The sequence below is a fragment of the Maribacter algarum (ex Zhang et al. 2020) genome (assembly GCF_005885635.1).
In the GTDB taxonomy this organism is placed as follows: Bacteria; Bacteroidota; Bacteroidia; order Flavobacteriales; family Flavobacteriaceae; genus Maribacter_C; species Maribacter_C algarum.
The window spans coordinates 287,809-308,647 of sequence record NZ_VATY01000001.1 but is presented as its reverse complement, the minus strand read 5'-3'; the positions used below and the strand labels follow the sequence as shown (position 1 = coordinate 308,647).

At 37.0% G+C, this 20,839-nt stretch carries 22 protein-coding genes; 18 read left to right on the top strand and 4 right to left on the bottom strand.

Going from position 1 to position 20,839, the window contains the following annotated elements; genetic code table 11:
* The first annotated feature begins 9 nt into the window (after positions 1-9).
* The 15 genes from secY to FEE95_RS01305 all read left to right on the top strand — a co-directional run bounded on the left by secY (position 10) and on the right by FEE95_RS01305 (position 13,672).
* Positions 10-1,359, top strand: coding sequence for a preprotein translocase subunit SecY (gene secY / locus FEE95_RS01375; protein WP_138656041.1), 1,350 nt, complete (start codon positions 10-12; stop codon positions 1,357-1,359).
* Positions 1,360-1,361: 2 nt separating this feature from the next.
* On the top strand, positions 1,362-1,577 hold the full coding sequence (gene infA, locus FEE95_RS01370) for a translation initiation factor IF-1 (RefSeq protein WP_013305172.1): 216 nt from the start codon (positions 1,362-1,364) through the stop codon (positions 1,575-1,577).
* A 12-nt stretch (positions 1,578-1,589) separates the two neighbouring features.
* The gene (gene ykgO, locus FEE95_RS01365) at positions 1,590-1,706 is read left to right on the top strand and encodes a type B 50S ribosomal protein L36 (RefSeq protein WP_013305171.1); all 117 of its coding nucleotides are present in this window, start codon (positions 1,590-1,592) and stop codon (positions 1,704-1,706) included.
* A 2-nt stretch (positions 1,707-1,708) separates the two neighbouring features.
* Complete coding sequence (gene rpsM / locus FEE95_RS01360) at positions 1,709-2,083, top strand: 30S ribosomal protein S13 (RefSeq protein WP_138656040.1); 375 nt, start codon at positions 1,709-1,711, stop codon at positions 2,081-2,083.
* Positions 2,084-2,189: 106 nt separating this feature from the next.
* Positions 2,190-2,582, top strand: a complete 393-nt coding sequence (rpsK, locus tag FEE95_RS01355) for a 30S ribosomal protein S11 (protein ID WP_138656039.1) — start codon at positions 2,190-2,192, stop codon at positions 2,580-2,582.
* 89 nt (positions 2,583-2,671) lie between these two features.
* Positions 2,672-3,277, top strand: a complete 606-nt coding sequence (gene rpsD, locus FEE95_RS01350; protein ID WP_138656038.1) for a 30S ribosomal protein S4 — start codon at positions 2,672-2,674, stop codon at positions 3,275-3,277.
* Between the two features lie 17 nt (positions 3,278-3,294).
* A complete protein-coding gene (locus FEE95_RS01345) occupies positions 3,295-4,287 on the top strand; it encodes a DNA-directed RNA polymerase subunit alpha (RefSeq protein ID WP_138656037.1) in 993 nt (330 codons plus the stop codon).
* Between the two features lie 55 nt (positions 4,288-4,342).
* Positions 4,343-4,873 (top strand): 50S ribosomal protein L17, encoded by a 531-nt coding sequence (gene rplQ, locus FEE95_RS01340; protein ID WP_138656036.1) that lies wholly within the window; start codon positions 4,343-4,345, stop codon positions 4,871-4,873.
* A gap of 95 nt (positions 4,874-4,968) precedes the next feature.
* Positions 4,969-6,096 (top strand): glutamine-hydrolyzing carbamoyl-phosphate synthase small subunit, encoded by a 1,128-nt coding sequence (gene carA, locus FEE95_RS01335; protein WP_138656035.1) that lies wholly within the window; start codon positions 4,969-4,971, stop codon positions 6,094-6,096.
* Positions 6,097-6,197: 101 nt separating this feature from the next.
* Complete coding sequence (eno, locus tag FEE95_RS01330) at positions 6,198-7,490, top strand: phosphopyruvate hydratase (protein ID WP_138656034.1); 1,293 nt, start codon at positions 6,198-6,200, stop codon at positions 7,488-7,490.
* Positions 7,491-7,601: 111 nt separating this feature from the next.
* Positions 7,602-9,137, top strand: a complete 1,536-nt coding sequence (locus FEE95_RS01325) for a glycogen synthase (protein WP_138656033.1) — start codon at positions 7,602-7,604, stop codon at positions 9,135-9,137.
* A 129-nt stretch (positions 9,138-9,266) separates the two neighbouring features.
* Complete coding sequence (locus tag FEE95_RS01320) at positions 9,267-10,553, top strand: citrate synthase (protein ID WP_138656032.1); 1,287 nt, start codon at positions 9,267-9,269, stop codon at positions 10,551-10,553.
* Positions 10,554-10,647: 94 nt separating this feature from the next.
* On the top strand, positions 10,648-11,559 hold the full coding sequence (locus FEE95_RS01315; protein WP_138656031.1) for a dimethylarginine dimethylaminohydrolase family protein: 912 nt from the start codon (positions 10,648-10,650) through the stop codon (positions 11,557-11,559).
* A gap of 10 nt (positions 11,560-11,569) precedes the next feature.
* Positions 11,570-12,499, top strand: a complete 930-nt coding sequence (ctlX, locus tag FEE95_RS01310; protein ID WP_138656030.1) for a citrulline utilization hydrolase CtlX — start codon at positions 11,570-11,572, stop codon at positions 12,497-12,499.
* A gap of 51 nt (positions 12,500-12,550) precedes the next feature.
* Entirely contained in the window at positions 12,551-13,672 is a 1,122-nt protein-coding gene (locus tag FEE95_RS01305; protein ID WP_138656029.1) for a hypothetical protein, read from the top strand.
* Positions 13,673-13,685: 13 nt separating this feature from the next.
* Here the strand turns inward: FEE95_RS01305 and FEE95_RS01300 are convergent, their stop codons facing one another.
* Positions 13,686-16,076 carry an outer membrane beta-barrel protein gene (locus FEE95_RS01300; protein WP_171036954.1) on the bottom strand — a complete coding sequence of 797 codons (2,391 nt, stop codon included), beginning with the start codon at positions 16,074-16,076 and terminating at the stop codon, positions 13,686-13,688.
* On the opposite strand from FEE95_RS01300, the gene FEE95_RS22060 reads away from it, so the two are divergent.
* The 3 genes from FEE95_RS22060 to FEE95_RS01290 are packed head-to-tail and all read left to right on the top strand — an operon-like array spanning position 16,075 to position 18,036.
* Positions 16,075-16,233 (top strand): hypothetical protein, encoded by a 159-nt coding sequence (locus FEE95_RS22060; protein ID WP_171036953.1) that lies wholly within the window; start codon positions 16,075-16,077, stop codon positions 16,231-16,233. The two genes, FEE95_RS01300 and FEE95_RS22060, sit on opposite strands and share 2 nt — an antisense overlap.
* Positions 16,234-16,270: 37 nt before the next feature.
* Positions 16,271-17,338 (top strand): sensor histidine kinase, encoded by a 1,068-nt coding sequence (locus FEE95_RS01295; RefSeq protein WP_138656027.1) that lies wholly within the window; start codon positions 16,271-16,273, stop codon positions 17,336-17,338.
* Positions 17,335-18,036: a LytR/AlgR family response regulator transcription factor gene (locus FEE95_RS01290; protein ID WP_138656026.1), complete on the top strand. Its 702-nt coding sequence runs from the start codon at positions 17,335-17,337 to the stop codon at positions 18,034-18,036. The genes FEE95_RS01295 and FEE95_RS01290 overlap by 4 nt, the downstream gene beginning before the upstream one ends.
* A gap of 11 nt (positions 18,037-18,047) precedes the next feature.
* On the opposite strand, the gene FEE95_RS01285 is transcribed toward FEE95_RS01290, so the two are convergent.
* The 3 genes from FEE95_RS01285 to FEE95_RS01275 are packed head-to-tail and all read right to left on the bottom strand — an operon-like array spanning position 18,048 to position 20,839.
* Complete coding sequence (locus FEE95_RS01285) at positions 18,048-18,983, bottom strand: hypothetical protein (protein ID WP_138656025.1); 936 nt, start codon at positions 18,981-18,983, stop codon at positions 18,048-18,050.
* Positions 18,984-18,992: 9 nt separating this feature from the next.
* The gene (locus tag FEE95_RS01280) at positions 18,993-20,417 is read right to left on the bottom strand and encodes an SDR family oxidoreductase (protein ID WP_138656024.1); all 1,425 of its coding nucleotides are present in this window, start codon (positions 20,415-20,417) and stop codon (positions 18,993-18,995) included.
* Positions 20,414-20,839 (bottom strand): hypothetical protein, encoded by a 426-nt coding sequence (locus FEE95_RS01275; protein ID WP_138656023.1) that lies wholly within the window; start codon positions 20,837-20,839, stop codon positions 20,414-20,416. Before FEE95_RS01275 ends, FEE95_RS01280 begins: the two co-directional genes overlap by 4 nt.

Below are 20,839 nucleotides of genomic sequence, written 5' to 3'. Positions count from 1 at the left end.
AAGCAAACTATGAAGAATTTTTTCGACACAATATCCAATATTTGGAAGATAGAAGAACTAAGGAATAGAATAGGTATTACCTTAATGCTTCTTTTGGTTTACCGTTTTGGTTGCCAGATTGTTCTTCCGGGTATTGATACATCACAATTGGGTGCCTTGGCTGATGAAACCGGACAGGGTATTTTTGGACTATTGAATGCGTTTACGGGTGGAGCTTTTGCAAATGCTTCAATTTTTGCATTAGGTATTATGCCCTATATTTCCGCATCGATTGTCGTTCAGTTGATGGGTATTGCAATCCCTTATCTTCAGAAATTACAGAAGGAAGGTGAAAGTGGAAGAAAAACAATCAACCAAATTACCAGATGGCTGACTATCGGTATCTGTATTGTTCAAGCTCCTGCATATTTATATGGATTGGAAGCTTTTGGTGTGCGTGATAGTGCTTTCCTGATTGGTAAAGGTCTCAATTTCATGGTTCCTGCGGTAATTATTTTGGTCACAGGTTGTGTATTCGCTATGTGGTTGGGAGAAAAGATAACTGATAAAGGAATTGGTAACGGTATTTCCTTGTTGATTATGATAGGTATTATCGCTACACTTCCGCAGTCTTTCGCACAAGAGGTTGTTTCAAGACTTGAAGGAGTTGGTGGACCGATGTTGATTTTGGTTGAAGTTATTGTTTGGTTCTTGGTTATTTTAGCAAGTGTTTTATTAGTAATGGCAACACGTCAGATACCAGTACAATATGCCCGAAGAACGGCATCTGGTGGATATGAAAAAAACGTTATGGGGTCTCGTCAATACATTCCCTTGAAATTAAATGCATCAGGTGTAATGCCAATAATCTTTGCACAAGCAATTATGTTTGTCCCTGGTCTTATTGGTAGCGCTGATTTTTTAAAGGATACTGGCGCTGGTCAATGGCTTCAGGTTAATTTTGGAAATAACATATTTGGTTTTTGGTATAATTTGGTCTTTGCCCTTTTGATAATCATATTCACTTATTTCTATACGGCAATAACAGTTCCTACAAATAAGATGGCTGACGATTTGAAACGTAGTGGAGGATTTATTCCAGGCATACGACCTGGAAAAGAAACGGGAGATTTCTTAGATAAAATTATGTCTTTGATTACCTTACCCGGGTCTATATTTTTAGCATTGTTGGCAGTTCTACCTGCGGTAGTTGTAAAGTTACTCGATGTACAAGCCGGATGGGCATTGTTTTTTGGAGGTACTTCACTATTGATTATGGTAGGTGTTGCAATTGATACAGTACAACAAGTGAACGCCTACTTGTTAAATCGTCACTATGATGGTTTGATGAAATCAGGTAAAAACAGAAAAGTAGCATAATTATGGCTAAGCAAGCAGCGATTGAGCAAGATGGATCCATAATCGAAGCATTGTCTAATGCAATGTTTCGTGTCGAATTAGAAAACGGTCATGTAGTGACTGCACATATTTCAGGAAAGATGCGTATGCATTACATTAAATTGCTTCCTGGTGATAAGGTGAAGTTGGAAATGAGTCCATACGATTTGACAAAAGCGAGAATTACTTATAGATATTAAGATAGTAGAAAGATGAAAGTTAGAGCATCAGTTAAGAAAAGAAGTGCCGACTGCAAGATTGTTCGCAGAAAAGGTAGGTTGTACGTAATCAACAAAAAGAATCCTAGATTTAAACAAAGACAAGGGTAATTATGGCAAGAATTGCAGGTATTGATATACCAAAACAAAAAAGAGGCGTGATAGCGCTAACCTATATTTTTGGAATTGGTAGCAGCAGAGCTAAAGAGATTTTGGCTACGGCAAAAGTTAGTGAAGACACTAAAGTTTCTGATTGGAACGATGATGAAATTGGGCGTATTCGTGAAGCGGTAGCTGGTTACACAATAGAAGGTGAATTACGTTCTGAAACACAATTGAACATCAAAAGATTGATGGACATTGGTTGTTACAGAGGAATTCGTCACAGATCAGGACTTCCATTAAGAGGCCAACGTACAAAGAACAACTCTAGAACGAGAAAAGGAAAGAGAAAAACTGTTGCTAACAAGAAAAAAGCAACGAAGTAATAATTAGATAGTAGTCATTAGTATTTAGACGTTAGAAGAATCTGTTTGAAATGTAAAAGTCTAGGATTCCAATAACTAAGAACTAGCACTAGAAACTAAAATAAATATGGCAAAAGCAGGTACAAAGACAACTAAGAAACGTAAGGTTATTATTGAGTCTGTAGGTGAAGCTCACGTTACAGCATCCTTTAACAACATTATCATTTCTTTGACGAACAAAAAAGGAGATGTAATCTCATGGTCGTCTGCAGGAAAGATGGGTTTTAGAGGTTCAAAAAAGAATACACCTTATGCTGCTCAAGTAGCGGCCGAAGATTGTTCTAAAGTTGCACACGAGGCAGGATTGAGAAAAGTAAAGGTTTATGTAAAAGGACCTGGTAATGGTAGAGAGTCTGCTATACGTGCAATTCATAATTCAGGAATTGAAGTAACAGAAATTATCGATGTTACACCAATGCCTCATAACGGATGTAGACCTCCGAAAAGAAGAAGAGTTTAATAAATCACTATATAATTTCACAGAAGTGTAGTACACGATTATCGAAGGAGGAAGCCTTAATTCATAATCACACTTCAAATTAAAAGAAAATGGCAAGATACACAGGACCAAAAAGTAAAATCGCGCGTAAGTTCGGAGAAGCGATTTTCGGTGACGATAAGTCATTCGACAAAAAAAATTACCCACCAGGACAACACGGAAACGCAAGACGTCGTGGTAAGAAATCTGAATATTCAGTTCAGTTAATGGAAAAGCAAAAAGCAAAGTACACGTATGGTATTTTGGAAAAGCAATTCCGTAACCTATTTACCAAAGCAAACCGAAGTAAAGGTGTTACAGGTGAAGTTCTACTTCAATTATGTGAAGCTCGTTTAGATAACGTTGTTTACAGAATGGGTATTTCGCCAACAAGAAGTGGTGCTAGACAATTAGTTTCTCACAGACATATTACCGTTAACGGTGAGTTGGTAAACATTCCTTCATATTCGTTAAAAGCGGGAGATGTTGTTGGGGTAAGAGAAAAATCGAAGTCTTTACAGGCAATTCAGGATTCTCTTGCAGCTAGCAGTGCCGTTTACGAATGGATTGTTTGGAACAACGATACCAAGCAAGGAACCTTTGTTACCATTCCTGAGAGAATGCAGATTCCTGAGAACATCAAAGAACAATTAATCGTCGAGTTATACTCTAAATAAACAACACCAATCCAATTATGGCATTATTTAATTTTCAGAAGCCCGATAAAGTAATAATGATCGATTCCTCAGATTTCGAAGGGAAGTTTGAATTCCGTCCTTTGGAACCTGGTTATGGATTAACTGTTGGGAACGCCTTGCGTAGAGTATTGCTTTCTTCATTAGAAGGTCATGCAATTACCTCCGTAAGAATTGATAAAGTAGAACACGAATTCTCTGTGATTCCAGGTGTTGTTGAAGATGTAACTGAAATCATATTGAATTTGAAACAAGTACGTTTCAAAAAACAAATTGAAGATTCAGAAGCTGAAACGGTATCTGTTTCCGTTAGCGGAAAAGATCAGTTGACTGCAGGAGATTTTCAAAAATTCATTTCTGGGTATCAAGTATTGAATCCTGATTTGGTTATTTGCAACATGGAGTCAAAAGTTAGCATCAATATGGAGCTGGTTATTGACAAAGGAAGAGGTTATGTTCCTGCAGAAGAGAATAAGAAATCTGGTATGCCAATGGGAACCATTGCTATCGACTCAATCTTTACTCCAATAAAAAATGTAAAGTATAGCATTGAGAACTTCCGTGTAGAGCAAAAAACCGATTATGAAAAATTAGTTTTCGAAATCGTAACAGATGGTTCAATTCACCCTAAAGACGCTTTGACAGAAGGAGCAAAAGTATTAATTCACCACTTCATGTTATTCTCTGATGAGCGTATCACTTTAGAAGCTGATGAAATTGCTCAAACTGAAACTTATGATGAGGAATCACTGCACATGCGTCAGTTATTGAAAACTAAACTAGTAGACATGGATCTCTCAGTTCGTGCTTTGAATTGTTTGAAAGCTGCGGAGGTTGATACATTAGGAGATTTGGTTTCTTTCAACAAAAATGATTTGATGAAATTCAGAAACTTCGGTAAGAAATCATTAACTGAACTTGAAGAGTTGGTAATCAACAAAGGTTTAAGTTTCGGAATGGATCTTTCAAAATACAAATTAGATAAAGATTAATCATATTTTGCTCCTCGTTCAAACGAGTTTGGTAGCAAGATGATAAAATAAAAACATGAGACACGGAAAAAAAATTAACCACTTAGGTCGAAAGACAGCGCATAGAAAGGCGATGTTGGCTAATATGGCTTGTTCTTTAATTGAGCATAAACGGATCAATACAACAGTTGCCAAGGCTAAAGCCTTGAAACAATTTGTTGAGCCATTGATTACTAAGTCTAAGGCAGAGAACAACCAATCAGCGGAAAAAGGTACGCATAATAGACGTATCGTTTTCAAAAGCTTAAGAGATAAGAATGCCATCACTGAATTGTTTAGTGTAGTTTCTGAAAAGGTTGGTGATAGACCAGGAGGTTATACCAGAATTATCAAGCTAGGTAATCGTCTAGGTGATAACGCAGATATGGCAATGATAGAGTTGGTTGATTTCAATGAGCTTTACAATGCTGATAAACCTAAGAAGAAAACTACAAGAAGAAGTAGAAGAGGTGGTGGGGCAAAAGCACAAACGCCTCCAGTAGCCGTAGAAGCGAAAACAGATTCTCAAACTGATGCAGAAATAAAAGCAGATGATTCAGAAGAATAAAATTGTTAAGAGATTTTAATAATTGAAAAAGGATAGACTTTAAGTCTATCCTTTTTTTATGTTTATTTGTCAAATTAAAAATTCGATAGAACCACATGAAGTATCAATCTAGAAAAAGAGCATTTATTTTATTAGCTGATGGCACCATCTTTCACGGTAAAGTTGTTGGTGACAATGAAGGAACAGCTTTCGGAGAAGTTTGTTTTAATACAGGTATGACAGGGTATCAAGAAATATTCACAGACCCCTCGTATTTTGGTCAATTGATGGTAACCACAAACGCACATATTGGCAACTATGGTACCAATGAGAATGAGGTAGAATCTGATTCTGTTAAAATCGCCGGCTTGATTTGTAAAAATTTCAGCTATAATTATTCTAGGGATGATGCAGATGCAAGTTTGGAGGATTTTTTAGCAAAGAGTAATTTGTTCGCTATTTCGGATGTGGATACTAGAGCACTTGTAAGCTATATTAGAGATAACGGCGCGATGAATGCTGTAATATCTACGGATGTTGACAACATCGCAAAGTTAAAAGAAGAGTTGGCAGATTTCCCAAGTATGGAAGGTTTGGAACTTTCTTCCAAAGTATCTACAAAGGAACCCTATTTCTATGGAGATGAAAATGCTACCTATAAGATTGCCGCTTTAGATATCGGAATCAAAAAGAATATCTTAAGAAATCTGGCTAAGCGAGGTGCATTTATCAAAGTCTTCCCATATAATAGTACTTTTGAGGAGTTAAAATCATGGAATCCGGACGCATATTTTATTTCAAATGGCCCTGGTGACCCAGAGCCGTTAACACAAGCAATTGCTACCGCAAAAGATATTATAGCCACTGACGCTCCTCTTTTTGGAATCTGCTTAGGGCATCAAGTTATTGCCTTAGCCAATGGTGTATCTACGTATAAGATGCATAACGGACATAGAGGAATCAACCATCCTATTAAAAACTTACTTACAGGAAAAGGAGAGATTACTTCTCAAAATCATGGTTTTGCTATTAATAGAGAAGAGACTGAAGCACATTCTGAGTTGGAGATTACACATGTGCATCTCAATGATCAGACAGTTGCAGGTATTCGTATGAAGAATAAAAATGTCTTTTCGGTACAATATCACCCTGAGGCTAGCCCTGGTCCACATGATGCTGAATATTTATTCGACCAGTTTTTTGAGAATATCGCAAAATCAAGCAAGAAAGCGGTCTCAATTTAACAAATCGTTATATTTTTTCAATCCATTCATATTCAGAGAGTAAACAAAACACGCTTTCGTATATTTGTGGGCTGAAATTAATAGTAATAAAATAGAATTAAATGAGTATTATCCTAGGCGTTCACGCAAGACAAATATTAGATTCAAGAGGAAATCCGACTGTTGAAGTTGATGTGATTACTGAAAATGGAGTGATGGGGAGAGCTGCGGTTCCTTCAGGAGCCTCAACAGGAGAACATGAGGCGGTAGAATTACGAGATGGTGGAGATACTTTCATGGGAAAAGGTGTCCTGAAAGCGGTAGCTAATGTAAATACGGTTATTTCTGAAGAGATTTTAGGGATGAATGTTTTCGAACAAAATCTAATCGATCAAGTCATGATTGATTTAGATGGTACCCCGAATAAATCAAAATTAGGCGCAAATGCCATTTTAGGTGTTTCTCTAGCCGCTGCCAAAGCCGCTGCAAATGAATTAGGTTTGTCGTTGTTTAGATATGTAGGGGGTGTGAGTGCAAACACCCTTCCTGTGCCGATGATGAATATAATCAATGGAGGTTCGCATTCAGATGCTCCCATAGCTTTTCAAGAATTTATGGTGATGCCGGTAAAAGCGAAAAGTTTTTCACATTCCATGCAAATGGGAACCGAAATTTTCCACAACTTGAAAAAAGTATTGCATGACAGAGGTTTAAGCACTGCTGTTGGTGATGAAGGTGGATTCGCTCCAAATCTGGCCGGTGGTACGGAGGATGCATTAGACACTATTGCTAAAGCTGTTGACAAGGCAGGATACAAATTGGGTGATGATGTAATGATAGCCTTAGATTGTGCGGCAGCCGAGTTTTTTGTGGATGGAAAATATGATTATACCAAATTTGAAGGGGATAAGGGTGTAGTAAGAACTTCTGAAGAGCAAGCGCAGTATTTAGCGGATTTATCTGCAAAGTATCCTATCATTTCTATTGAAGATGGAATGGATGAAAATGACTGGGATGGCTGGAAATCGCTAACTGACAAAATTGGAGATAAAGTCCAATTGGTGGGTGATGATTTGTTTGTTACCAACGTAGAAAGACTTTCAAAGGGAATTGATAATGGTATTGCAAATTCCATTTTAATCAAGGTAAACCAAATAGGAACGCTTACAGAAACAATTGCTGCCGTGAATATGGCTAAGAATGCAGGTTATACTTCTGTAATGTCGCACCGCTCGGGTGAAACAGAGGATAATACTATAGCTGACCTTGCAGTTGCATTAAATACAGGTCAGATTAAGACCGGTTCAGCTTCGCGTTCAGATCGTATGGCAAAGTATAATCAATTACTTCGTATTGAAGAAGAGTTGGGAGATACTGCTTATTATCCACAAGAAAAAGCCTTTAAAATCAATTAATAATAGTTTTTTAAAGTTTAAAAAGCCTTTCTCACTAAAGAAAGGCTTTTTTTTGGTCTCATCATTCAGAATACCTATCTTTTTAACACATAAACGCTAAGACTTGATTATATGAATAACTTCCTCTTTGTTGCCGCTGAAAATGACGCTATTGCGAATTGCAAAGCTGGAGGAATGGGTGATGTGGTAAGAGACGTTCCTCGTCAAATTTCAGAGCGAGGAGATAAAGTTCATGTAGTTGTTCCTTCCTATTCACGCCTACATCAAAATGGCACTTTCAAAACCAATTTGAATTTTCAGCTTAAGGGCATAACGTATACAGCCGAATTATACGAAGTAATTCCGAAGAAAGAGTTTAAAAATATTCACCATTACGTTATTCACCATCCTGAAATTGAAGCTGGTGATATCGCTCACATCTATCATAACGACCCAACGGAACCTTTCTATACAGATGCCATTAAATACTTTATCTTTTGTACCGCAGTTGCCGAGGCAATCAAAAAAGGGGTATTCGGCAAATTGGATGTCGTTCATATGCATGATTGGCATTCTAGTTTGTTGCTTTTCTTAAAGCAATATCACCCTGCTTATAAGTCTCTGAAGAAGATGCGATATGTTTATAGCATTCATAATTTGGCGATTCAAGGTATTCGACCTTTCGAGAATAACTACTCATCTTTAAGAAATTGGTTTCCTGATATTCCACTAGATTATAAAGGTCTAAGGGATTACCGCTACCAGGATTGTATTAACCTCATGGCTGTAGGCATTCGCTTGGCCGATGCTGTACATACGGTATCTCCATCCTATAAAGAAGATGTGCTTAAGCCAAGTTCCCCCCCTGAATTTATTGGAGGAGAAGGTTTGGAAAAGGATTTGCAGCAAGCCGACAATGAAGGGCGTTTACATGGCATACTAAACGGCTCTAATTATGCAAATATCAGGGCTGCTGATAAAGGAAAATTGTATCGAAATACGGTCAAAGCCTTGTTTAAATGGCTTCAAGAAGAATCAAAAAGCTATAAAGCAGATTTCTTAGCGCATACCGGAGAAAAAGTAATGGAATATGTTGAACAACCTCCAAAGTTCATCGTGTCGAGCGTTGCACGGCTTACCGAGCAGAAATTTTATTTTTTCAAACGTTCTCCGGAAGCATTTGTCAAAATCCTTAAGAAGCTAGATAAGATTGATGGAATTTTCATGCTCTTGGGAACTGGCGCACCGGAGTATGAAGAAATGTTTCGTCAAATGAGTTATGATCATCATAATTTTATTTTCACCAACGGTCAATCTGAAGACCTTATCGATTCCATATATCTAGAATCTGACCTTTATTTTATGCCAAGTCTTTTTGAGCCCTGCGGAATAAGTCAAATGTTGGCGATGCGAAATGGTAACCCTTGTTTAGTGCATCATACTGGTGGACTAATTGATACGGTGATGCCTATGAAAACAGGTTTTGCTTTCGACGGCAAAACTTATGACGAAAAAATCAGCAATATGTTGGCAAGTTTCGATGAGGTTATTGACATCTACAAGAACGATAAACCTAAATGGAAGAAGATTCAAAACAATGCCAAAAAAGTACGTTTTACTTGGAAGAAATTTGTTGATGAATATTATAAAGTTTTATACCTGCTTTAACAGGGTTTTATTGCATTCGGCCAATGCGCCATCCTAGTTAATAAATCTACAAATAGAAAGAAGGAATTGTTAACGTGCCTTGTTTTTCTTAAATTTGTAGTTCACTTTAATTCATAGTAAAACTTACAAATGTCAGATAAAGCAACACTAGAATATAACGGTCAGAAATACGAATTCCCTGTCATTAAAGGAACAGAAGATGAGCTTGCAGTTGATATCAAAACTTTACGCGGCGCCACTGGGGGTTTAACTACCATCGACCCAGGTTATAAAAACACGGGCTCCTGTGAAAGTGCTATCACGTTTTTAGATGGTGAAAAGGGTATTTTACGTTACCGTGGATATTCTATTGAAGAATTGGCAGAGAAAGCTGATTTTTTAGAGGTTTGTTACTTGTTGATTTTTGGGGAATTGCCAAATAAAGATCAACTCGAAGCTTTTCATATTGATATAAAAAATGAGTCGCATGTCGATGAAGAAATGAAGAAAATTTTGGATGCTTTTCCAAAGTCTGCGCATCCGATGGGAATTCTTTCTTCACTAACTAGTGCATTGATAGCTTTTAATCCAACCTCTGTAGATGTAACATCAGCGGACGAAATGTACGGGGCTATCGTAAGAATATTGGCAAAATTTCCAGTTCTCGTAGCCTGGACAATGCGAAAAAAGAAGGGACTTCCCTTAGATTATGGTGATGATAATTTGAGCTATGTCGAGAACATCTATAAGATGATGTTTAAAAAACCTTCTAAGGAGTACGAAAAAAATCAAATTGTAATTGACGCTCTTGACAAACTCTTAATCTTACATGCGGACCACGAACAAAATTGTTCGACTTCTACAGTTCGAATTGTTGGTTCTTCACATGCTGGTTTATTTGCGTCCCTTTCAGCCGGAATCTCAGCGTTATGGGGGCCTCTTCATGGCGGCGCAAATCAAGCAGTATTGGAGATGTTGGAAGCAATACAAGAAGATGGTGGTGATACCAAAAAATATATGGCGAAGGCCAAAGACAAAAGCGACCCTTTCAGATTGATGGGCTTTGGGCACCGTGTTTATAAAAACTTTGATCCGAGAGCTAAGATTATCAAGGTTGCTGCGGATGAGGTTTTGGGTGATTTAGGAATCGATGATCCAATTTTAAACGTAGCGAAAGGATTGGAAAAAGAAGCTTTAGAGGATCAATATTTTGTAGACAGAAAACTATATCCAAATGTAGATTTCTATTCTGGAATAATATATAGAGCATTAGGCATTCCAACTGAAATGTTCACCGTAATGTTTGCCTTAGGAAGGTTACCAGGGTGGATTTCGCAGTGGAGAGAAATGAGATTGCGAAATGAACCAATTGGACGTCCGAGACAGGTATATATTGGAGAAAATAGCAGACCTTTTGTCGAAGTTGATAAAAGGTAGATTGCTACCTTCTAAAAAAAACAAAAAAGCTCTTTTAGATTCTAAAAGAGCTTTTTTTTAGATACTAATTTGAAGTAAAGTAAAAAGCTACATAATGCTAAATTTGAATGTAAAAGATGAAATTGCAACGCTTAAAGCTGTAGTTCTGGGAACCGCGGAAAGTTGTGGTTCGACTCCTAAACCTGAAGAGGCTTATGACCCAAAGTCCTTGGAACATATTTTGGCTGGTACCTATCCAAAAGAAGAAGATATGATTAAGGAAATGGATGCTTTTGCAGCTGTTTTTAGAAAATATGATGTTGCCCTTTTTCGACCAGAAGTTTTAGAGGATTGTAATCAGATTTTTTCTAGGGATATTGCTTTCGTCATAGAAAACAAATTGATAAAAGCGAATATACTTCCTGACCGTGAAAAAGAGTTTGAGGCCATTTTACACGTTTTGGAATATATTGACCCCGAACATATTGTTCATGCACCAGAAGAGGTACATGTAGAAGGGGGAGATGTAATGCCTTGGAACGATTATATTTTTGTTGGAACGTATACCGCACCTGATTATTCAGATTGGATTACTGCCCGAACTAACAAAGAAGCGGTTGCATTTCTGAAAGAACAATTTCCACATAAGACGGTGAAGTCTTTCGAACTTCGAAAATCGAGCAATGCAAGAGAAAATGCACTGCATTTAGATTGTTGTTTTCAACCATTAGGAAAGGGTAAAGCTATTTTACATAAAAACGGATTTTTGGTAAAGGAAGAATATGAATGGTTGGTTGATTTCTTCGGGAAAGAAAACATCTTTGAAATAACTTCAGATGAGATGTATCATATGTTTAGCAATGTGTTTTCTATTTCCCCTGAGGTCGTTGTATCAGAAAAGAATTTTACAAGGTTGAACGACTGGCTCAAAGAACAAGGCTTTACAGTCGAGGAAATTCCGTATGCTGAAATTGCCAAACAAGAAGGTTTATTACGTTGTAGTACTTTACCATTAGTTAGAGAATAATATACAAGTTATGCAGGTTACAAATACCATTTTAATGATTCGCCCAGTGAACTTTCGTATGAATGAGCAAACGGCTGTAAATAACTATTTTCAAGAGGAAATCGATGGTTCAAGTACCGCCATTAATCAAAAGGCTCAAGAGGAGTTTGATTCCTTTGTGGAGGTTTTAAGAGCAAAAGGGGTAAATGTTATCGTTATAGATGACACCAAAGAACCAGACACGCCTGATAGTATTTTTCCCAATAATTGGGTTTCTTTCCATTCAAGTGGTACTGTAGCGGTTTACCCCATGTTTGCTGAGAATCGTAGAAGCGAACGTAGAGAAGATATTTTCGATATTCTAGAGAATAAGGGTTTCGATATCAAAGATATAGTGGATTATACATCGGCGGAAGAAGAAGGTGTTTTTCTTGAAGGTACTGGCAGTATTTTGAAAGACCGGGTTCATCAAAAAGCATATTGTGCGCTATCAGAACGTGCGCATGAAGAGTTGTTCATTGAATTTTGTGAGGATTTTGATTGTTTTCCTGTAATTTTTACCGCTAACCAAACCGTTAATGGAGAACGAAAACCAATTTATCACACTAATGTGATGATGGCAATGGCCGAAACCTTTGCTGTTATTTGTTTGGATACCATTGACGATAAAAAAGAACGTAAAAATGTAATTTCCCATTTAAAAAAAGATGACAAGGAAGTTATATCAATTACTGAGAAACAAATGCATTCATTTGCAGGTAATATGCTGCAAGTAATAGGTGCTGATGATAAACGATATATGGTAATGAGTTCGGCAGCTTATCATAGTCTGCGTGATGACCAAATAAAAGCAATCGAAAAACACTGTAAAATTATACATAGTTCACTAGAAACGATTGAGACCTGCGGCGGAGGAAGTGCGCGTTGTATGATGGCCGAAGTATTTTTGCCCAAATCATAGAGTTGCAATAAGGTATATCCCTTTTCCGTTATTTATGGGAAGTCCTATCCTATGAAGCCTATTCGTTTTGTCTTAGTGTTTCTTTACCTTTTGTCATGTTCGAAGGATAACAAGTTTGAACTGGAACAAGAAGTCGAAACTCGTTCATTTTATATGGGTTTTACGGCATTTCCATACGACCTTAGTAAAGAGGCTCAGCTAGAAACATACCAAAAAGTGACAAGTGTTAGTGATATCTTTCTGACACATCTAGATCATGGTGTACCTTGGGATGAAGCTTTGAATGATTTACCTTTTCCGACTGAAGTCCAAAATACGCTGGATGCAACAAAAAGTGGTTTGGCAACGAATACAAAAATCTTACTGACTGCTACACCAACGGATCAGCTTAGAAAAAGCCTGAATGGCTATTGGAACAACGAGGGTAGTCATCAACTTTTACCTGTTTTCTGGCAGGGTAAGAGTTTTGATGACCCTGATGTTATTGCCGCGTATATCAAATATTGTAAACGGGTTATTGAAAGTGTACAACCTGATTATTTTGCTTATGCAATAGAGGCAAATGCTGCATTTAGATATGATGACGCCGGTTTTGAGAACTTCTTAAGTTTAGCTGAAACGGTTTATATATCACTAAAATCTGATTATCCCGACCTTCCAATTTTTCTGACACTTCAAGATCGCTCATTCGAAAACACGCATCAAGAACTTCTGGAAACTTCGAAAAGATTACTTCAACATTCGGATTATGTCGCTATGAGTACATATCCATTTTTAGATTATAGCAACTTACAAAGAGATGCCAATCCTGATTTGTTTGAGGACAACTGGCTACAAGATTTTAGAAATTTAGACTCGGCAAAACCATTTGCAATTTCCGAGACCGGGTTTTGCGCTGAGGATTTGACTATTCCGAACCTGGGAGTAAATATCAAGGCTTCCGAGACATGGCAGAATGAGTATATGAATAAACTGTTTAATAGTGCGAATAATCTCAATGCTGAATTCGTAGCCTGGTTTGTCTTTAGGGATTATGACCAACTTTATGATAAAACTCCGAATCCGCCCGATATTTTGAAAGTATGGCGCGATAACGGGCTTTTGGACGGGGCTGGTAACCAACGCCAGGCATATCAAACTTGGCGAAACTGGAAGGCTTTTGAGAAAAAGTAGCTTCCAAAAATTCCTATAACCGATTGTTTTCTTCATCTCCCGAAGATTTCCCTGTGTAAGTTGTCTTTTTCAACTTTCCAAAGTTATATGTAGCCACAAATCTAATATTTTGTGTATTGTAAATTCGGTCAAACAAGATGCTGGTTTCACCCAAACTGTAATTTCCATCAGGTTTATTGGTATGGAAGATATCGTTTGCTACGATTTGTAGTTTTAAAAATTTATTGAGAAACTCTTTCTCTATCCCTATGGTAATATCTGCTTGATTCTTCCTAAAATAAATACCGTCGTAGCGATTACTGAGGTACCATGCAAGCAGTTGAATTTTAAAACCCGGAGCAATGTTAAATTTATTGTTGGTATAAAGGTAGGCTTGTGGCCTAGTTTTTTTAAATCCGAAAGAAGAACGCGTGTCGACCAATTTGCGATAACTAGTAGTAATTGTGTTGGTTGAAGTCCACCAATTGGTGTTGATGGGTACGGATAGGCTGGCAAAAATATTATGTTGCTTATCGCTGTTTAGCCTTTGGAGGATATAACTTTTCGGGTTTTCACCTTGAACAGCGCCCCCAATAATAGGGTCTATGGTATAGGTGTACCCCAATTTTGCAGTTAACTTTTTCAAATTTGCACCCAATTCAAATGCATGTATTTTTTCTGGAACTATATTCGGATTACCCTGTATCGAAGTAAAAGCATCCTGATAAACTATGGTGGGGTTTAATGATTGATATCGTGGTCTAAATATCCGTGAGGAATAGGAAGCAAATAGAGATTTACTATCATCAATCGAAGTACTCATAGAAAAATTCGGAAACAAATTGAAATAGTTTTTCTCTTGTAAACTATTGTTGTCAGCATCTGAGCTTAGATTGTAAGCAGTGTACTCTGTGCGAAGCCCAATAGCATAATTAAATTTATCTTGAACATTTTTGCTGTAGTTCACGTAGGCACCGTAAATAGATTCATTATACTCAAAATCTCGGGACAGATTTTCATCGAAGGTGAATTCTCCGTTCTCATGGGAAATCAAGAACTTTGAAGAAGAAGTATTTGAAACTTGACCCAGCTTTATTCCTATCTCAAGCTGGCTTTGCTTTGAAAAGGCTCTGGTATAGTCACTTTGCACACTTAAAATTGGAATGTTGCGCTTTACCAAATTTTTCAAAATACGGTTTGTTGTTCGAGTTTCTGTTGTGGATTTTTCTTCGATAATGTCATCTATTGAGGTGTCATTCAACGAATATTGACCTCCTATGTAGAAAGAAGAACCAATGGTATCTAGAGCCTTTGAAAAATTTAAGGCAAAAGAATGTTGGCTGGTCAAATCATCTTTGTTGAGCACACTTTGAAAATCTTCCGTATCGGCATTTGCAATTATGGTGTTATTACTTGTTTCTGTTCCTCCTAAGTCATTGGTAAGTCCATTGTATGCTATGGATAAGTATCCGTCTTGGCTGAAATTGTATTGCATCCCAAGACCATAATTGGCAAAGTATTTTTGCTTCCAGTTCCAATCTGTGGTGATGTCGGAGTTAAAAAAATCGCTTTCCCCTGAACGGGTTCTCGTCGTATTGAGGATAAATCGAGACGTTCCCAATTCCATTCCATAGTTTCCTCGAATGGATATTTTTTTACTTCGGTAATCTAAACTGATATTTGTGTTCGATAAAGGTGCGGCAAAGTCAGATACGGTAAGATTCTGCTGTAGTAATCCTTTAATTCCCTCCAACGAATTTTTAATAGTTACTATATTTATAACTGCTTCACCTTCCGCATCGTACTTGGCAGAGGGATTGGTGATGATATCTATACTTTTAATTTCTGAAGGTTGAATGTTAGAAAGTTGCTCGTTCAAAATGCGCTGCCCGTTTAGGTAAATAATAGCTTCTCCTTTCCCAAAGATTGATATACGCTCGTCTTCAACAATTACATTGGGAGACCTTGATAGTATTTCCTCGACGGAAGTACTTGTCGCTAGGACCGTGTTTGCTACATTTACCTGAATACTCCCATCACTTTTAGTCTGAATTGGCGGAATATTTGAAAGTAATATAACCTCGTCTAATGCCGTGGTCCCTTCTGTTATGACAATATCTCCTAAGTCAATATCTGCTTTTCCATGATATTCAATAACCTGATAGTAATCTTGGAATTCCAATGAGGTTAGCTTTAATAATACTTTTTGTTTATTGATATTCGTAAGTTCAAACTTTCCCTCAAAAAAACTTGTCCCTTTTAAAATGGTAGAATCTTGGAATGAAACTATTAACGCATTTCCTAACTTAACTTCATTTTTAGAGTTGACGACGTTTCCAGTTATAGATTCTACAGATTGTCCTTTTACAGATGTATAAAGAAGTATGCACAACATAAGACCGATAAAATTCAAATAGTTTTGCATGGTTTGTATTTTAATTGAATCAAAAATACAGACCATGGTTTCTGGGTTTTTAAAAAGTAGACCGATGCTAAATCTTGGTCTACGGAAGGAAGATTTGGCGCTCGTAGTTAGTTTAGCAGTATTGGTAGACGAAAAGCAAGGTTTGGTATACTATTGAATTTGCAAATGGATTTTAAACGGTAATTTTATGGGCAATGAACAGGATCACTACATATTTCAAAGACTCTTTACCGGGACATCTTGTGTTTTGGACCATTGTGTATTTATATTTCGTCCTTTCAGTACATAATTTGAGTATGTTCGCCAGTTACCGGCACTTGCTAGAGACTTACGGACTTATCGTACTAGCTCAGATGATTACGGCATATACTTGTATTTATATATTGATGCCAAAGTATTTAGATCGTAAAAAAACGGGTCTTTTCATTTTTTGGATGTTGACTGTATTGATTCTGGTATATACATTTTATCAGGGTGTTAAGTTGATATATTTTGACGTTGAATACTTCGATTTTTATGACGAAGTCCAAAGAAAGTTTGCAAAGGATTCTTTATTAAAAAGACTCTCCTATTTTTCGGTTTTTTTAAGTAAATGTATTGTGTATCTAACCCCTACAGCTTTGTTGCTGATGTATCGTTTTTATAGGAACCAGCAGAAACTTCTTAAAATCAATGAACAAAAAAAGATAGCAGAGCTAAGTGCATTAAAACAACAATTGAATCCGCATTTTTTGTTCAATACTTTGAATAATCTATACTCTTTGGCCTTAGAAAAATCGGAAAGAACTCCTGAAGTAATCGAAAGACTTTCCGATATACTTGACTATATGCTATATCGTACCAAAGATAAATTTGTGCAATTGCAGAAGGAGATAGAACTTATAGAGAACTATCTCGCCTTGGAGAAAATACGCTATGGAAATCGAGTTGCGATTACTTTTAATTACGAGATACCAAGTGACATCAAAATAGCACCCTTACTAATATTAACATTCATTGAAAATGCTTTTAAACATGGAGTACGACAAGAATTAAAACAGGCTTCGATTGATATATCTTTAAAATTAGTAGGGGAAGATATTCTAATTAAGATTAAAAATACCAAACCTAATTCGGTGGTTAGAGTTGAGAATAGGGAAGAAGCTCTCGGACTAAAAAACGTAAAACGTCAATTGGAACTATTATATCCAAATGCCTATGAATTACAATTGTCAGATGAAGAGTCAACATATATCGTACAACTAACACTAGAACGAAAATGATATATACTTGTGTTGTTGTGGACGATGAAGATTTGGCGAGAAGGCTAATCGAAAATCATATCTCGCAATTGGAGAATTTCAAGGTAGTTGCTTCTTGTCAAAGTGCGATTGAGGCGAGTAAAATTTTAAAAACCGAAAATGTGGATTTGCTTTTTCTGGATATTGAAATGCCGGTATTGACGGGCACTGAATTTTTCGCTAATCTCATTCAAAAACCGAAAGTAATTTTCACTACGGCATATCGCGACTATGCATTAGATGGATTTGAACTTAACGCCGTCGATTATTTATTAAAACCAATAACCTTCGGAAGGTTTTTCAAGGCCATTGAGAAATTTCTGGAGCAACAACAGTCGAAAATCGAAACACCAAGCGAAGTCAAAGAAATACCCAAAAACCATATATTTGTTCGAAAAGATAGGAAGCAGGTCAAAGTATTTTTCAAAGATATCTTATACATAGAAAGTGTAAAGGACTACATCAAGATTGTAACTCCTGAGAGTAATCATTTAGTGAAGCATAGTATGACTTCCTTTGAAGGGCTTTTGGATAATAGGTTCGTTCGCACACACCGTTCTTATATTGTCAATGCTAATAAAGTAATCGCCTATACCAAACAGGATGTTGAAATTGGAAAAATTGAAATTCCGATTAGCGAGAGCTACCGAAATCAGGTACAGGCCTTTTTAAAGGGGTAAAAGTCCTTTGGCTACTTATTTTGTTTATATATGAGCGTGAAGTATTGACTCTGACCTAAATCTGAAGCCAGCACTGCTTCATATTCTTGTGTTTTGGTTTTGATCAAAATTGCAGCGGTGTTCGGAGCTACTTCCCCTAGGTTTTTAGCATGAAGCGTAATCCGGTTTGCACCAGGCTCCAATCTAATCTCAAACATTTTTTTCTTTCGCTTTAACTCCAGATTTTGAACGACTATTTTGTCATTGTGATAAATAGTTACTCGGTCTTTGTCTATGTTTCGATGATCATATAAGCCTATTGAAATAATCCGTTCGGAAATTGAATAGCTCTTTTTACTGTCAATCAATACTCGTTCTGCAATTTTATTAGGAAGTGTTTCTTCAGGAATAATTATTCGTTCATTGTTTTCGATGATTTTATCTTCTTCTTTTTGCTTTTCGGTAAAGGGTCGTACAAAAACTCCGGTAACGGTAACATCTTTACTAAAGTTAATGGGAGAACGTCCCCAATCGCTATTTTTTAATGCTATCGTTATATAGTTGTAAATGGTGTCGGGTCGAATAACAAAGGTAAAATGACCGCGACCACTATAACTAGGTGGTGGTAATACTTTGAGCGCTGGAAGAATTTCAATGGATTCCACTTGATCAAAAACTTGTCCATTCACAGGACCCATGAAATTAGAGGGGAAAATGTTTATTGGATAGGAATACCCTTGATTACGAAGTTGTCGTCCGATAATCCAAAAACCAACTTCGTACGCTTTCTTTGGATAGAGAGGCTTGTTTAATTTGACCGTCAAAATAGACTCATAGCCCGACGGTGCTCTTTTTGGAATACCCATCTCTGTAATTTGAAAGCCATAATCTTTTACCGTTAATTTTTCCTTTTGGGCTTGAAGTAAAATAACGTAAAACAGAAATATGAAAAGAGTTTTGTACTTCAAATACAAGATTTAAGTTTTGGCAATGTTTCTAATCATTCCCCCAAAGATAAAATAATGAAAAGGAACGATGCTATACCAATACAAACGACCTCTTAAGCCCTTTGGCCTAAATGTAGCTGTTTGATGTAAAACGTTATTATCATCGATTTTGAATTCCAACCATGCTTCTCCAGGTAGTTTCATTTCTGCGAAAAGCAGTAATCGTTTGCCTTTTTTGTCCGCCAAAAGAACACGCCAAAAATCTAAGGCATCTCCAGGGTTTAGCTTATCAGGATGCGTTCTTCCTCTTCGTAAGCCAACGCCCCCAGAAACTTTATCTAAGAAGCCTCTAATTTTCCATAACCAATTTCCATAATACCATCCTTTTTCGCCGCCTATGCTCCAAATATTCTCGAGTACGGCTTCTTGATTAAGTACATTACGTTTTTGCTGATCCTTTAAAACCCCGAATTTTGGGACTTGAATATATTTTTCCAAGTCTTGTCGAAAACGACCACTGACCATGCTATCTTTCCAACTGCTAACCACTTGATTTTGAGCAATTTTTTTAAAGGCCATATCAATGGCTTCGCCGTAGGTATGGGTTTTGACATTCAGTAACTCTTCTAATCGTTTATCTTTTGCTATTACCTCGATTTTCATGCTGTCTACCAAGTTAAGTGCAAGTTTGTAAGAAGTTGAGGTCACAAAATATAACCAATATGAGGACAGCTTCGGAGTCATAATAGGTACTGTAACTATCCAGTTTTTAAAACCCCTTGCTTTGGCATATTGCTGTAGCATTTGTTTGTAGGTCAAAACATTGGGCCCTGCGATATCAAAAGAATGGTCATAGGTATTTTCATTACCCAAAACCCCGACCAGAAAGTTCATAACATCACGAATGGCGATGGGCTGCGTTTTGGTAAGCACCCATTTCGGGGTAATCATAAAAGGGAGTTTTTCACATAAATCCCGAATAATTTCAAAAGAAGAACTACCAGAACCTACGATAATTCCGGCTTTAAGAACTGTAAGTTTAAATGGACCTTCAGACAATATCTGCTCGACATTCTTTCGTGACCATAAATGTTTCGAAAGGTTTTCATCGTTGACAATACCGCTCAAATAGATAACCTGTTTTACTGATGTACCATCGAGATACCTATTGAAATTTCTGGCTGTAATGGCTTCCATCTCATCGAAGTCTGAAGTAGAGCTACTCATTGAATGGATAAGAAAATAGGCAACATCGATATCATCCGGAATTTTTCCCACGACAACATCCTGTAAAAAATCAATTTCCAGGACCTGAATTTTGTTTCGCGTTTCTTTATCTACCGATAAACGCTCGGCATCACGAACGGTGCAGACAATCTCATGTCCTAAATCAAGTAACATAGGAAGCAATCGCATTCCAATATAACCATTTGCACCTGTAATGAGTATTTTCATAAGTCTCCAATGGATGTAGGTGTATTGTCTGCCTTAAAATCCAACATTTTACGAAAGTACTTTTGAATCGCCTTTGTGTCTGATTTTACTTTGATGAAGTGATTGTCTCTATATATAGAATAGATGGCAAAATCACCTTTGTATACTGTGAGTTTGTAATAGGGGATTACCAATGCAAAAGTTTCTAATAAAGATCTAAACCGAACGATAATTCCTTCGGGGCGCATTTCAATATTGCAGGAGTTGGTGTTGTTATCTAAAATAAGCAGGTTGTTTATTTCAACGCTGGTTTCTGTTATGAAAAGTTTTGGTGAACCAATACCGTTCATTTTCCAGCGCTCTTTCAATGTAAAGGGTTTACCAACAGCCTTATCTACTTTGCGTGTAACTTCTTTATTGTTATATGATACGTTTAAGAGCAT